A 15,322-nucleotide genomic window follows, 5' to 3' on the forward strand; every position below is an offset into this window, starting at 1 on the left:
TAAAAATTTCGGTGCGGTATCCCAAACCGTTGATCCATAGAAAAACCCCATGAACTTATACTTGAAATGTATTAGTTCACAGGGCTTAATTTGGATGAATTATAAGCGGTTTTATTTTAAATGGAATAGGTTTTAATCAAAAAAATCGGCCAAATTGTTAAGCCTATGATTCATTGAAAAATATAGTTTCAAAAATTTTCAAATAATTTTTCTCAGGCATTTTGTATTGGATTTGTTATCCTGATTTTGTCGTTCAATGCTCCATAAAAATTGTGAAAATCCTTCACGGACACGTGAAATCAGGCGACTGCTGGTTACCACTCTCAACTGGTTAGACCAGGTAATATGCATTCCCATTTTTTCCGCGCGTTTAACCAGATCTACATCTTCATGACATGGCATAGGTTTGAAGCCACCAAGAAGCTTATAACTCGATGCTTTAAAACAAAGGTTAGCACCATGAATATGCCGATGCCCCATATAATCCTGATAATGGTGCAGATATTTTTTTTGGGTAGCTAAACTTAAGTGCTCCCATTGCGCAATTTCAACGACTCCGCAAATCACATGTGTAGGCTGATGCAGCAGCATGGTCTTAAACCAGTCTGGATGTACTCTGGAATCTGCATCCGTACAGCAAATCCAGTCATAGCCTTGTTGGATCAAATGCTGTATACCGAGATCACGGGTTTTTCCTACACAACGATAGTTACAACTTATAGCTAAAACATTATAAGTGTTTAACTTTTCTGCTGTAGCATCAGTACAGCTATCCATCACGACAAGAATTTGAATTTGTATGCAATGACTTTGAGGCATGTCCTGATAAAATTTTTGGCGTGCCTGTTCCAATGCCTGCAGACAACATTCGATTTCTTCTTCTTCGTTACAGGCCGGAATGACGACACCAATTTTTTTCATAACAATCCTTCTTGTACGGCTATCGAATTTACATCATGTGTCCAGACATCCAGAAAAAAATCGGCATCCTGTAACTGTGTGTGGTGATAATAATGCAATCGCTGTTTTAAAATCTGATGAACCTGTTCTCCATTCAGACTGAAGCCTTCAATCGCATGTCGCCAGTGGCAAGCCACAATACAGCCTTGTGGACTGAGATGCGTATTCATCCATTCTATCAGTTGCAGCAGAATATTTTCTTCAAGGTAATATAGCATTTCGCTGGCAACAATCAGATCAAACTGCTGGGTTGGCAAATCCAGTGGCACAATCCCCTGCACCACTTTGACATGATCATGGATTAGGCGTTGATTCGCTAGCTGTATGGCGGTCGAATTGGCATCCATACACAGTAAAGCTTCGCATCGTTCAGCTAGTTCGGCGCTCAGTACTCCATTACTACAGCCAATTTCAATACCATTTTTAAATTTCGGATAAGGTAGTACAGCCAATGTCATATCGCGTTTGCGCTTCTCATACCAGCGCTGTTCATACTGCCAGGGATCGCCATTATTTATGCGATACAGCTCGGCGAAGTAGTCATGATTATAGATGGCCTTCGTCATCAATATAGACCTCCCATGGCTGTAAAAGACGTGCTAATGCGCTGCCCGATACGATAGCAGCTTTACCTGTACTGGAGTCCGGTTCAAGCTGGCTTTTAAAACATTGCATGGCTTCTATTTTACGCGCTAACTGCTTTGCGTTGAGTTCAAGTCTAAGGGCTTTATGCCAAGGAATACGACTATCTCCAGGACTGGCCCAATGCCAGGTCCAGATCAGCACCTGTAAACATTTTAAAGAATGCGTTGCTGCAAGCTGTTTGCTTACCTGACCTGTAATCTCATGATCAGGATGGCCATCATGTTCAAAAGTGGTTACCAGAATATCATTTGCTTGCAAATACGGTTTTAAAGCAGCAACCAACTGGTCACGTTGTTGCGCTACTTCACCATCCTGGATATTCAGCGCAATACGCTGTATCGATTGTTTCAGATCGAGAACGCCTAAAGCATTTATTGTTTCCTGGGGTCGGATATGATCCAGCTGCTCTGGTGTATATAGTCTGGAGTCGGGATGACTTGCTGTGCCATTGGTGACTGCAAACAGAACAATCTCATAACCCGTTGCATCCAGCTGCTGAATCAGTCCACCACAGCCAAGAACTTCATCATCCGGATGTGGAGCAACAATACAAATGCGACTATTTAGGGGAAATATTTTACTCAGTTCAAGCGCTTTTAAATGATGGAGCTGCTGACTCTGCTGCCATTCTTCTAGCGCTGTTCCTTCACCCTGAATAATACGGTCTTCAACGATTGGATGTTTTAAAGTGCCCATGTCTGTTCATCCTCCATCGTCAGTTGACCAATACACTGCAAATCAAATGCAGCATGGCTTTGCCGGATAAATACGGGCAAATCTGCTACACAGCGGGCAAAATCCACCTGCTGGCAATATGGTGCTGCACCCAAGGCTTTACCACAAAGTTCCAGTACTGCCAGTGCAGTGTCTTCGACCTGGGCACGTAAAGCTCGAATTATCAATTCATGGTTATATCTAGGGTCGGCATCAATCAATTTAGCAGTTTCATGAAATAGTGCACGAGTTGCATACAGCTTGCTACTGACCTCACCCAGATACATTTCTCTAAATGGATTAGTTTTATGATGCATGGCATGTTTTAAATAACCAGCCAGTTTGAGTGTTGCACCAAACCAGCAGGCAGCGACGCCAGCCGCACCATGCCAAAATCCATGACGATCCAGATAATAGTTTGGCTTGCTAATGGTTTTGACTTTGACCTGATTGAAGCTGACCTCAGCCGTGCGTGTATATTGCATCCCTACAGCATGCCAGGCACTGGTATTGATCTGAATCCCATGCTGGGTCATATCTACCAGTAACAGTTGCGAGTGTTCTTCTTCATCCCGATAGGTCAATAAAGCCTGCTGTACCTGACCCGCGGCTGAACACCATGGTTTAATTCCGGAAAGCAGATCATCTTCCAGCTGCAAAGGTTTAGGACCACCCTCTGCCGCCCAGATAGCAGTCAATCCGACAATCTGCTCAGGATCAGCATGTAGTTCATGCAGTATCGCCAGTACATCCAGATGCGATTCATATAGCTTGGCCAGACTCAAGTCTATGGCAGAAACCTGACTCAGGATTTGCCAGCGTTTTAAGGTCTGTCCTTCACCCGGGTATGGCACCTCCAGACTGTGTGGAATCAGCTGATGTAAAGCGTGATCAATCCGCTGCTCAGGATCAGTCGAAGAAGAATTAAATTCTACTTTTAATTGTTCGACCAGCTGTTTGAGGTACATTCATCTTCCTCATTAAATATCATTAAGATTCTTTTATCGGGTTTTTAAAGATGAATAGCAAAGTGAGTATTTGACTATTCATTATGTAAATCACTGTTTATGAATTAATTTATGCCCAGTATTGGCGCAAAATACTGTAGCTTTTTGTCAGGAATTTGTCTGATTTGTAAATCTTAGATATTTAAAGCCATCAAAAAACCGCCTATCTTGAGGCGGTTTTTTGATGCAGCTATCTATGGATTACTGCTGGGCTACAAACTTGGCACGTGCTGCATGCAGTTTTTTATAGCTATCAATCAGGCGTAAATGACGATCCAGACCTTCAAGCTTCATACTGGTTTCAGTCAGGCCATAGAAACGAACTGTGCCCTCAACTGAACCCATCACCGCATCCATACGTTCATCACCAAACATACGGCGGAAGTTGTGCTCATAATCTTCCAGTTCCATGTCATCATCCAGCATGACTTCCAGAACGACATTCATGCACTGGTAGAACAGGCCACGTTCAACGGTATTGGTATTAAACTGCAGGAACTGCTCAACCAGATCTTTGGCTTCTTCAAATTGCTGCAAAGCCACATAAATCAGAAGTTTCAGTTCAAGAATAGTGAGCTGGCCCCATTCAGTATTTTCATCGAACTCGATACCGATCAAGGTTTTGATCTCGGTATAGTCATCCTCATCTGCTTCTTCCAGACGCTCAACCAATGCTTGCAGTTGTTCATCATCCAGTCGATGCAGATTCAGGATATCTTCACGATATAACAAAGCCTTGTTGGTATTGTCCCAAACCAGATCTTCTACCAGATAGATTTCCGAATAGCCCGGTACCAGAATACGGCAAGCGGTGGCACCCAAATGCTGATACACCGCCATATAAACTTCATGGCCCATGTCTTCAAGAATCGTGAATAATTCCTGAGCTTCATCCGCATTCGAGTTTTGACCATTATTGGTGAAATCCCACTCGACAAAATCATAATCTGATTTCGCGCTGAAGAAACGCCAAGACACTACACCACTAGAATCAATAAAGTGCTCAACAAAGTTATTCGGTTCAGTTACTGCATTGCTGCTAAAGGTTGGCTTTGGCAGATCATTCAGACCTTCAAAACTACGGCCTTGTAACAATTCAGTCAGACTGCGCTCTAATGCCACTTCAAAGTTAGGATGGGCACCAAATGAGGCAAATACACCGCCGGTACGTGGGTTCATCAGGGTGACACACATCACCGGGAACTGACCGCCTAGTGAGGCGTCTTTAACCAGCACCGGGAAACCTTGCTCTTCTAAGCCTTTAATGCCTTCGACAATTTTTGGATATTTTGCCAGAACCTGTTCAGGCACATCTGGAAGTGCGAGTTCACCTTCCAGAATTTCACGTTTTACCGCACGCTCAAAAATTTCAGACAGACATTGCACTTGTGCTTCCGCCAAGGTATTGCCGGCGCTCATACCATTACTGAGGTACAAGTTTTCGATCAGATTCGACGGGAAATAAACCGTTTCACCATCAGACTGACGTACAAATGGCAATGAACAGATGCCACGTGCAGTATTACCGGAGTTGGTGTCATACAGATGGGTACCCAATAACTCATCTTCAGGATCATAAATTTCACGGGTATGTTCATCTAAAACTTCTGCAGGCAGTTCGCCATTTGGACCCGGCTGAAACCATTTTTCATCTGGATAATGCACAAATTCTGCATTGGCAATATCTTCACCCCAGAACTGATCATTATAGAAGAAGTTGCAGTTCAGACGTTCAATAAATTCACCCAAGGCAGATGCCAGCGCACTTTCTTTGGTTGAACCTTTACCATTGGTAAAACACATTGGCGACTGCGCATCACGGATATGTAGCGACCACACATTCGGCACGATATTACGCCAAGAGGCAATTTCAATCTTCATGCCAAGTCCTGCCAGAATTGCAGACATATTGGCAATCGTTTCTTCTAGCGGAAGGTCTTTACCCGGAATAAAAGTACTATTTTCGGATGCCAGACTTGGAATTAACAAGGCCTGAGCATCGGCATCAATGCTTTCCACTTCTTCAATAACAAATTCAGGACCGGTTTGAATTACTTTTTTGACGGTACAACGGTCGATCGAACGTAAAATCCCTTGGCGGTCTTTTTCAGAAATATCAGCCGGCAGTTCCACCTGAATTTTAAAAATCTGTTTATAGCGGTTTTCAGGATCAACAATATTGTTTTGCGAAAGGCGGATATTATCGGTTGGAATGTCACGTGCTGCGCAATAGACTTTGACAAAATAAGCCGCACAAAGTGCTGATGACGCCAGAAAATAATCGAATGGACCGGGTGCCGAACCATCGCCTTTATAGCGGATCGGCTGATCGGCAATCACCGTGAAGTCATCGAACTTGGCTTCCTGGCGTAGATTATCGAGATAATTGACCTTAATTTCCATGTGGATACCTAAATATTCTTATGTGCCGTCACGGACAGATAAGATGCTGAATCTGAATATACAAGCCGGTTCACGGAGGAGAACTTGAATGAAAAATAGAAAATGGTCAGGTTATGCCATTTGACTAAGTGTCTGGATAACGCTGCCGAGAATGGCCGCTATTATAGAATTATTTTATGAAATTGATAATGTTTGTCTGAAATTCTGGCAGATTAAACTAGGCCCTCAGTCTTTCCTGAGCTACAGGAGCATGAATCTACTTCAAGTCATGAATTATATGATCAATCAAGGTTGCGGATGAGGCAGATTTTCACCTGCCTAGTCTGAATGATTTCATAATTTTAAAAATCATAACTCAGTGCAACTACTGCAAGATTACGCTGCTTGTCATCATAACGGTCATAACCGCCAAAGATATATTCACCAGACACACTCAACTGCGGTAAAAGCGTATAACTAAGTCCGGCAGAAGCATAACGAAAGGCAACCTGCTTTTCGGTATCGCCCAGTTCACCACCCTCATATTTGCCTTCATCGTTAAAATAGCTCCCTGCTGCCGTAACGCTGGCATTCAGACGATCATTTAACTGGTGGCTCAGATTCAGCGTATAAAAGGTATCGCCCTGATTGGCATAAGCCACATCATACAGATAGGTCGATACGCTGGCGCCGATACTGGTCTGATCATTCAATGCACGACTTACATTTAAGCCCAACTCATTTCCAGTGGTGTTCTCACCGCCCGGATAATAATAGGTAGCATTCCATAAATCCCAGTCATAGTTTTCGCTGCTATGGGTATAACCCAGCAAAAAATCATGCTCGAATTTGTCTGAACGATGTCCCGAACGTCCCTGCACTTCTGCATAAGAGTATCCAAGCGTAGATCCCCAATATCCGACATAAAAATTGCCATAAGCCAGATTCAATGCTGCCTGCACAGCAAGGTCGTCATTTTCAGGTGCATTGGTTAAACCACGGGAGACGTACTTGGAGACCACACTCAAGTTTCCGCTTGCTTCTATTTTTTTTACTTCCGCATCATCGGCATAACAGTAAAGACTTGAAACAGCAGCACAGCCAAACAGCACTGCTTTATATAACATTTTCATAAAATATAAATTGTATTAAGCACAGGCTAAATAAGACCTAAACCGGTGACGGCCTTATAAAGCTTGAGGTAAAGTAAATTTTGCTTTATTCCTGTTTGCATTCGGCAACAGAAAATTAAGCTATGAGTTAAGCGTGAGATGCCTTGTAGAAAGGTGCAGATGAAGGCGTAAGAGCAGGCTTGCCACGAATATGATCTGCCAGTTTTTCAGCGATCATAATTGTAGTTGCATTGAGGTTACCGGTAATGATCAAAGGCATGATCGAGGCGTCAATCACACGCAGACCCTGCATTTCATGTACGCGTCCATAACCATCGACAACCGCCATGTCATCCTCACCCATTTTACAGCTACACGATGGATGATACGCGGTTTCTGCATGATTACGAACAAATTCATCAATTTCAGCATCTGTTTGTAGATGTTTTCCCGGACTGATTTCTTCACCGCGATAAGGATCAAGTGCCGGCTGCTGCATAATTTCCCGGGTGATCCGGATCGCATCGCGGAACTCGCGCCAGTCCTGTTCCGTACTCATATAGTTAAACAGAATACTTGGATGCTCAAACGGGTCTTTGGATTTCAGACGGACACGGCCACGCGACGGCGAACGCATTGAACCAACATGAGCTTGAAAACCATGCTCATGAATGGCATTGGTGCCATTGTAGTTAATCGCAATCGGTAAAAAGTGATACTGAATATTCGGCCATTCAAATTCATCTGAAGAGCGGATAAAACCACCTGCTTCAAACTGATTGCTCGCGCCAATGCCCTTACCCAAAAATAACCATTCTGCCCCAATCATCGGCTGGTTATACCATTTCAAAGCCGGATATAAGCTCACCGGTTTTTTGCACTGATATTGCAAGTACATTTCCAGATGGTCTTGCAGGTTTTCACCCACTCCCGGTAAATCCTGAACTACAGGAATATCCAGACTTTTTAACAGTTCAGCCGAACCCACACCAGAACGTTGCAGGATTTGCGGTGATGCAATTGCACCAGCACAAAGTAGCACTTCACGATCGGCAAACACCTGAATCGGCTGCAAGGTATTTTGCCCCTCAAAATATTCCACACCAATCGCCTGATTACGATTAAACAGAATACGGTTGGTCATAGCGTGGGTAATAATCGTGAGATTATCCCGACCTTTGGCCATATCGAGATAACCACGTGCTGTACTGGAACGACGGCCTTGCGGCGTCACAGTTCGATCCATCGGACCGAAGCCTTCCTGTTGGTAACCGTTCAGATCATCGGTACGTGGATAACCGGCCTGTACACCCGCTTCGATCATGGCATGAAACAGTTCATTATTGCCCTGTTTAGGCGTTGCCACCGAAACCGGTCCAGAATCGCCATGATAATCATTGCCACCAATATCACGGCTTTCCGCTTTTTTATAATATGGCAGACATTCGGCATAGCTCCAGTGTTCAAGCCCCTTCAGGCTGGCCCACTGTTCCAGATCCATGGCATTACCGCGAATGTAGCACATGCCGTTAATTAACGAAGAACCACCCAAGCCTTTACCACGACCGCATTCCATCCGACGGTTATTCATATGTGGTTCGGGGTCGGTCAGGTAGGCCCAGTTATAGCGTCGTCCCTGTAATGGATAAGCCAAAGCGGCTGGCATCTGGGTTCTAAAATCCAGCCGATGATCCGGACCACCCGCTTCCAGCAACAAGACTTTGATCTCTGGATCTTCCGTTAAACGCGCTGCCAATACATTACCCGCAGAACCTGCACCAATAATAATATAGTCGTAATTCATTCATCCTCCCCTTATGCGTTAAACACGGATTGGAAAGGACTCAATTCCACCTGAACTGATTTGGTCTGGGTATATTGCTGTAGTGTGACAATACCGTTTTCGCGACCGACACCCGAATGTTTATAGCCACCCACTGGCATTTCTGCTGGAGATTCACCCCAGGTATTGATCCAGCAAATACCGGCTTCGATTTGATGAATAATACGATACGCACGTGCCAGATTTAGTGTCACGACACCAGCGGCCAGACCATACTCGGTGTCATTGGCGCGACAAATAGCCTCTTCTTCTGAGTCATAACTCAAAATACTCATGACTGGACCAAAGATTTCTTCACGGACAATCGTCATGTCGTCACGGCAATCGGTAAATACCGTGGGTAGCACATAAGCGCCTTGGGCAAATTGCTCATCTTCGGCACGGCCACCACCACAAAGTAAACGAGCGCCTTCTTTTTTGCCCTGTTCGATATAATCCAGCACTTTTTCCATATGAGAGAAGCTGGACACTGGACCAAAATTGGTGTCAGGATCAAGTGGATCCCCCATACGGATATAAGGAATGCGCTGCAGAATCTTTTCTTCGAATTCTGCTTTTAAGGCTAAAGGTACAAATACGCGGGTACCATTGGTACAGACCTGACCGGAACTGTAGAAGTTGGCCATCATGGCTATATCTGCTGCCAGATCCAGATCGGCATCTTCGCAGATAATCAGCGGGGATTTTCCACCGAGTTCCATGGTGACTTCTTTCAGACTGGAATTCGCAGCTTGGGCCATGACTTTTTTGCCGGTGGCAACACCACCAGTAAATGAAACTTTAGCTATGTCCGGATGTGAGGTCAGATAAGCACCAATTTCACCGCCACCTGTCACCACATTAAAGACACCATGCGGAACACCGGCTTCGGTATAAATTTCTGCCAGTTTTAACGCAGTTAAAGGTGTTACTTCACTGGCTTTAAAGATCATGGCATTGCCTGCTGCCAGTGCAGGAGCCGATTTCCATAAGGCAATTTGAATCGGGTAATTCCATGCACCAATTCCGGCCACCACACCCAGAGGTTCACGACGGGTATAAATAAATGATGTTTCTCGTAGTGGAATTTGCTGGCCTTCGAGTGCTGGCAAAATACCCGCATAATATTCGAGCACATCAGCGCCCGTTGCAATATCGACAGTTGAGGTTTCACTAAAAGCCTTACCACTGTCGAGAGTTTCTAAACGTGCCAGCTCGTCATTGCGTTCACGAAGAATAGCGACAGCCTTGTTTAAGATACGGGAACGTTGAATCGCCGTCATTTCTGCCCAGACTTTCTGGCCTTGCTGAGCGGATTTTACCGCACGGTCGATATCGTCTTTGCTGCAAATCTGGACTTCTGCCAGAACTTCGCCGGTCGCCGGATTAATTGTTTCAAATGTGCTGTTGGATGTAGCATCGACAAATTGTCCGTGGATATAAGGACGTTGCAGATTAAAGTGTGTCAATGGGATTCCCTCGCAGTTGAGTCATTCTTGAGTTGCTGTCGGATATAGTCACTACAAAGTTCTATCGGCATTTCAGGGTCAAGTTCTTCATTGATCAGTGCACCCCTTAACCAGAAGCCATCAATCAGCGCAGCCAGTCCTTGAGCGGCTTTTTCAGCTTGTGCCTTAGGCAGCACTTTCATGAATTCATGCTTGATATTGGAATGCAGGCGGTAATGGTTGACCTGCTGTAAACGGTGTAAATCAGGTTGATGCAGACTGCTGGCCCAAAATGCCAGCCATACTTTCATGGCCGCTTTATCTGTTTGTGGGGCAGCAAAGTTGCCTCGCACAATGGCCAGTAAACGTTGTTCAGGTGTGCTATCCACTTGGGACTGCATTTCTGCAACAGACTTACCTAACTGCTGCAATAAATAACGCATCGTTGCTTCAATGAGCCCATTTTTACCGCCAAAATAATGACTTATGATGCCGGTTGATACTCCGGCGCGCTGGGCAATCTGACTGATTGAGCTTTCAGCAAAACCCAATTCATTCACGGCAGCTAAGGTGGCATCGATTAATTGCTGGCGACGGATCGGCTGCATACCAACTTTTGGCATAGGACTAACCTGAATAACGGATGTAACAATAAAAAATCACTCTGCTAAAGCAAATAGCTGAATGATGTAACAATTCATAAACGCTTTTTTAATTGAACGTTCAATTAATAAAAATTATAGTACCAGCTCACCCTTGATGTACAGCGCAGTTTGTTTTGGATTTGCAAAAGTTTGTAATTCACAAAAACAAGGCAGCTTTACCGCAGGCTCTTGCTTTCAAATCACACTGCACTGTAGATCATCCGGCAACAAAACGATGGTCATGGATTTATGCAAAAGAAAAACGAAGAGGTGCAAGATAGTCTGAATAAAGTGGTCTTTTATTTTTCGGCAACGCTTATTCTGCTGTTTTCTATCATCACCATTTTATTTAATGAACAGGCCAATCAGGTTATTACCAATATTTTAAACTGGGTCAGTGCGACCTTTAGCTGGTACTACCTGTTGGCGGCAACACTGTATCTGGTCTTTATCCTGTTTATCGCCTGCTCACGTTATGGCGAGATTAAATTGGGTCCTAAACATTCCAAACCGGAATTCAGCCTGCTGAGTTGGTCGGCGATGCTATTTTCTGCCGGAATCGGGATTGACCTGATGTTTTTCTCGGTGGCAGAACCGCTTTCCCATTATATGCATCCACCGGTGGGCGAAGGTGAAACCTTTGAAGCTGCACGTTAGTCCATGGTCTGGACCCTATTTCACTATGGTTTAACCGGCTGGAGTATGTACGCGCTGATTGGGGTCGCACTGGGCTATTTCAGTTATCGTTATAACTTGCCACTGACCATCCGTTCGGCACTCTATCCCATCTTCGGTAAAAAAATTAATGGTCCAATTGGACATACAGTAGATACTGCTGCGGTACTCGGGACGATTTTTGGTATTGCCACCACCTGCGGTATTGGCGTCGTACAATTAAATTATGGTCTGCATGTGCTGTTTGGTTTACCGGAAAATCTCTGGGTCCAGACCGCTTTAATTCTGGTGGCCGTGATTATTACTATTTTTTCTGTCGCTGCGGGGGTCAACAAAGGTATTCGCATTCTTTCAGAGATCAATATTTACGTATCGATCGGATTACTGCTGTTCATTCTATTTGTCGGCAATACCGAGTTTTTACTGGGTGCCTTGATCCAGAACTTTGGCGACTACATCAGCCAGTTTCCTCAACTGTCTTTGACCAGTTTTCCTTTTGAGCAGCCGAAAGAATGGATGAATAGCTGGACCTTGTTCTTCTGGGCCTGGTGGATCGCCTGGTCACCTTTTGTGGGGCTGTTCTTGGCACGGATTTCACGTGGTCGTACCATTCGTGAATTTGTCACTGGGACTTTGGTTATTCCATTGTTATTTACCCTGACCTGGTTATCTATTTTTGGTAACAGCGCTTTATATAGCGTCATTTTTGATGGTAATACTCAGCTTGCAGCGACCGTTCTCGATAACCCGGCCCACGGTTTTTATGATCTGTTAGCGCAATATCCCGGCTTTATGTTTACCGCAGGCGTGGCCACGATTACCGGTTTATTGTTCTATGTGACCTCGGCAGATTCTGGAGCATTGGTATTAGGCAATTTCACCACTAAATTTAGCAATATCGAGCATGACTCTCCACGCTGGCTCAGTATTTTCTGGGCGATTGCGATTGGCTTGTTGACCTTGGCGATGCTGATGGCCAATGGCGTGACAGCATTACAGAACACCACGATTATTATGGGCCTGCCCTTTAGTTTCGTGATTTTCTTTGTGATGGCTGGCTTATATAAATCTTTGCGACTTGAAGATTTTCGTCAAGCCAGCACCAGCCTAAATGCAGCGCCTGTTGTCGGCAATGTCGATATTTTCAACTGGAAGAAACGTCTGAGTCGGGTCATGTTGCACCCCAGCTTGAGCCAAACCCGAAACATGCTGGATGACGTGTGTAAACCGGCAATTCAGGCTGTGGCCAGCGAGCTAATCAGCAAAGGGATACACGTTGATGTACAGGAAAAACCGGTTGATCATGAACCTGAACTTTATCATCTGGATTTAGTCATTCAGCTGGATGAAGAAGAAAACTTTGTCTATGCCATTTGGCCAGTACGTTATGACACGCTAAACTTCAGTGCCCGCGGGAAACGCACCAAACGTTATTACTACCGTCTGGAAAGTTACCTGTTTGAAGGCTCTCAGGGCAATGATCTAGTGGGTTATAGCAAAGAACAGGTGATCAATGACATTCTGGATAAATATGAACGTCATATGATGTATCTGCATATCAACCGGATTAGCCCGGGTAAACGCCCACTATTTCCAGATCGCGAATCTTAGGATAAGACCCATTAAAAAGGATTGAATAATGTCAGAAACTTTAAATGCCTTTGCCCTGTTCTTCTCCCTGCTCAATCCTTTTTTGATGAGTATTTACATGCTCGGAATTATCCGTAATTCCGAGGCTAAAGTATTCAACATGGCATTGATTCAGGGCAGTCTGATCAGCTTTATTGTGTTCATCATTTTTGCAAAAACTGGTGAAGCCTTCTTTCAGGAAGTGCTGCATGTCCGCTTTGAATCCTTTCAGATTTTTGGCGGTATTATCTTTCTGGTGATTGGCTATCGTTATGTATTTGAAGGTGCCGATACGATTGGGGTCATGCGTGGTGCACCCAGTCATCTGGCGGGCACCATTGCCATGCCCTTTATGATTGGTCCAGGAACCATTTCGGCATCCGTGATTACCGGCATTCAGCTCAGTTTATGGCAAACCATTCTGGTGATTTTCTCTACCCTGTTTCTGACCTGTAGCCTGTTAATTCTGATGAAATATTTACATGATCATTTACAGCATAAATACTCCAACTATATCGATTTATATGTCGATATTGTTGGTCGTGTTGCTGCACTGCTGATTGGGACAATTGCGATTGATATGATTGTCACGGGCGTAAATGGCATCATGCAAGGTTAATTCAATCATTATAAAAGCCGTCTTAACTGTTTATTGCGCGTCACCAGCCCTAAGACTTTTCGGCGGGCCATAATATCTTCTTGACTGCATTTCAGCATTTCACTGAGTTGTTCAATAGGTAAATTATTATTTTCAATCAGTATAATGTCCTGCTCACGTGTCCAATGGGCCGTGAGCAATTTAGCGGTTAATTTCTTGGTATTTACTCTCATTCATTTCAACGCATCATCAAACAATTGATTTCAGTTTAAAACACTATAAATCATATGCTGTTGAAGTCTGGTAAATCCATGTTTATCAAGTTATAGCACCCTTTTCACTGTGCTCAAGGCGTCTTTTGGCTGACTCACTGGACTCTGACTGGTAACGCTGGTTTGCACATTCGATTTGAGTACATAATGAAGCTTGCCTTCTGCATCCTTGGTAATCGACTCAATATCAATATTACGTACCAGTTGACCATTAATCAGTAACCTCGTATTTGGATCCTGTTTGATTTCAATCAGATTTTTAGAGCTCAACTGTTCCGTAGTGCTTTTATCATAAAGCGCCATCGGGCTATCCAGATTTTCTTCGGCATATTTTAAACGCTGCTTTAAAGATGGATGCCGTTGCATAAATGCAGGTAACTTGCTTTGTATCGGGTATTCTTTCAGAAAAGTCGGATAGAACTGAGCGAATACTGCAATTCCCTGTTTAGGGTTATATCCTGCTCTTGCCATAAGTTCGAGTCCCAACAAATCTGCTTCTTTCTCCATGCGGCGCTGATAGGTACTACCATACCCATCATGTAATACGCCCGTAATCAGTGCTGAAGTTCCTGCTGTTGCCCAGGCAGTTCCCACTAAAAGTGGACTTACAATATATTTCCAGCTCTGTGTTTCACGCTGGTGCTCACGAATAACATGTGCCATTTCATGCGCCAGAACGTAAGCCAGCGCTTCATCATCCAGCATCGCACGATTTACCATCTTGTGGCTCATGAAAATCATGCCATTAGCCAAGGCACCTGCATTGGATTTGTCTGAATGATAAAGATGAACGCCCCATTTAATTGTTCGATCTGCTGAAATGTAATGATCCGTATAAGGAATTATTCTGTTCATAATTTTAGCGCAACGTATTTCAGCTTCACTTAAATATTCTTTTTCGATAAGTCCCGTTTTTTGGGTAAATTTACGCTTCGCCTGTTCAACGACCTGATCTTGAGATAACAACATGAGTTGTTTACGGTCAGCTCCGTGTCCCATATGAGTGGTATTGATACAACCCGTTAGAGCCCCAACAGCAATGAGTGCTGAAAATAAATTTTTCATACAAAAAATTACATTTTATTAACATTTGATTGTAGTTTTAGCGGAATTCTTTTGAATTGTGAAGCTGTATTTAATAAATGTTTGGTCACTATTCTATTGCTAATCACTTAGAAAATAATTTTTTCAACTAAGCTTCTGAATTAATTATTTTTATATTAAAAATGAGAATTGGTTAAGGTTAAATTAGGATAAGCAGAATTAAAGCAAAGAAATAAGATTAAAAAAAGTAGCAGTACTCATTTCTAACTTAATCCTCCCTTTTATTCATATAAAAGCAATCTGAAAAATCATTCATGCGGATTTCGTGTCTATGAAGTGAATTTGAAACAGTAAATACATATTTAAATTG

Annotated in this window: 12 protein-coding genes and 1 pseudogene; 2 read left to right on the forward strand and 11 right to left on the reverse strand. The window is 43.7% G+C overall.

Going from position 1 to position 15,322, the window contains the following annotated elements; translation table 11 throughout:
• Positions 1-198 precede the first annotated feature (198 nt).
• The 9 genes from C3420_RS06830 to betI form a co-directional block, all read right to left on the reverse strand.
• Positions 199-921: a glycosyltransferase gene (locus tag C3420_RS06830; RefSeq protein WP_103799997.1), complete on the reverse strand. Its 723-nt coding sequence runs from the start codon at positions 919-921 to the stop codon at positions 199-201.
• Complete coding sequence (locus C3420_RS06835; RefSeq protein WP_005222089.1) at positions 918-1,526, reverse strand: class I SAM-dependent DNA methyltransferase; 609 nt, start codon at positions 1,524-1,526, stop codon at positions 918-920. Before C3420_RS06835 ends, C3420_RS06830 begins: the two co-directional genes overlap by 4 nt.
• Positions 1,507-2,301 carry a PIG-L deacetylase family protein gene (locus C3420_RS06840; protein WP_103799998.1) on the reverse strand — a complete coding sequence of 265 codons (795 nt, stop codon included), beginning with the start codon at positions 2,299-2,301 and terminating at the stop codon, positions 1,507-1,509. Before C3420_RS06840 ends, C3420_RS06835 begins: the two co-directional genes overlap by 20 nt.
• Positions 2,289-3,287, reverse strand: a complete 999-nt coding sequence (locus C3420_RS06845) for an acyl-CoA dehydrogenase (protein ID WP_103799999.1) — start codon at positions 3,285-3,287, stop codon at positions 2,289-2,291. The genes C3420_RS06840 and C3420_RS06845 overlap by 13 nt, the downstream gene beginning before the upstream one ends.
• 240 nt (positions 3,288-3,527) lie before the next feature.
• Positions 3,528-5,729 carry an OsmC domain/YcaO domain-containing protein gene (locus C3420_RS06850; RefSeq protein ID WP_103800000.1) on the reverse strand — a complete coding sequence of 734 codons (2,202 nt, stop codon included), beginning with the start codon at positions 5,727-5,729 and terminating at the stop codon, positions 3,528-3,530.
• A 341-nt stretch (positions 5,730-6,070) separates the two neighbouring features.
• Entirely contained in the window at positions 6,071-6,841 is a 771-nt protein-coding gene (locus tag C3420_RS06855) for a hypothetical protein (RefSeq protein WP_103800001.1), read from the reverse strand.
• Between the two features lie 127 nt (positions 6,842-6,968).
• Positions 6,969-8,624, reverse strand: a complete 1,656-nt coding sequence (gene betA, locus C3420_RS06860; protein WP_004894819.1) for a choline dehydrogenase — start codon at positions 8,622-8,624, stop codon at positions 6,969-6,971.
• An 11-nt stretch (positions 8,625-8,635) separates the two neighbouring features.
• Positions 8,636-10,111: a betaine-aldehyde dehydrogenase gene (gene betB, locus C3420_RS06865; RefSeq protein ID WP_103800002.1), complete on the reverse strand. Its 1,476-nt coding sequence runs from the start codon at positions 10,109-10,111 to the stop codon at positions 8,636-8,638.
• Complete coding sequence (gene betI / locus C3420_RS06870; protein ID WP_005222098.1) at positions 10,108-10,713, reverse strand: transcriptional regulator BetI; 606 nt, start codon at positions 10,711-10,713, stop codon at positions 10,108-10,110. The genes betB and betI overlap by 4 nt, the downstream gene beginning before the upstream one ends.
• Positions 10,714-10,983: 270 nt before the next feature.
• On the opposite strand from betI, the pseudogene C3420_RS06875 reads away from it, so the two are divergent.
• Positions 10,984-13,020, forward strand: a pseudogene (locus C3420_RS06875) (choline transporter).
• A 28-nt stretch (positions 13,021-13,048) separates the two neighbouring features.
• Positions 13,049-13,657 (forward strand): MarC family protein, encoded by a 609-nt coding sequence (locus C3420_RS06880; protein WP_103800003.1) that lies wholly within the window; start codon positions 13,049-13,051, stop codon positions 13,655-13,657.
• 8 nt (positions 13,658-13,665) lie between these two features.
• On the opposite strand, the gene C3420_RS06885 is transcribed toward C3420_RS06880, so the two are convergent.
• On the reverse strand, positions 13,666-13,869 hold the full coding sequence (locus tag C3420_RS06885; RefSeq protein ID WP_004809384.1) for a hypothetical protein: 204 nt from the start codon (positions 13,867-13,869) through the stop codon (positions 13,666-13,668).
• A gap of 90 nt (positions 13,870-13,959) precedes the next feature.
• A complete protein-coding gene (locus C3420_RS06890; protein WP_103800004.1) occupies positions 13,960-14,973 on the reverse strand; it encodes a M48 family metallopeptidase in 1,014 nt (337 codons plus the stop codon).
• Positions 14,974-15,322: the final 349 nt, after the last annotated feature.

Source organism: Acinetobacter sp. ACNIH3, from assembly GCF_002918965.1.
GTDB classification, from domain to species: domain Bacteria; phylum Pseudomonadota; class Gammaproteobacteria; order Pseudomonadales; family Moraxellaceae; genus Acinetobacter; species Acinetobacter schindleri.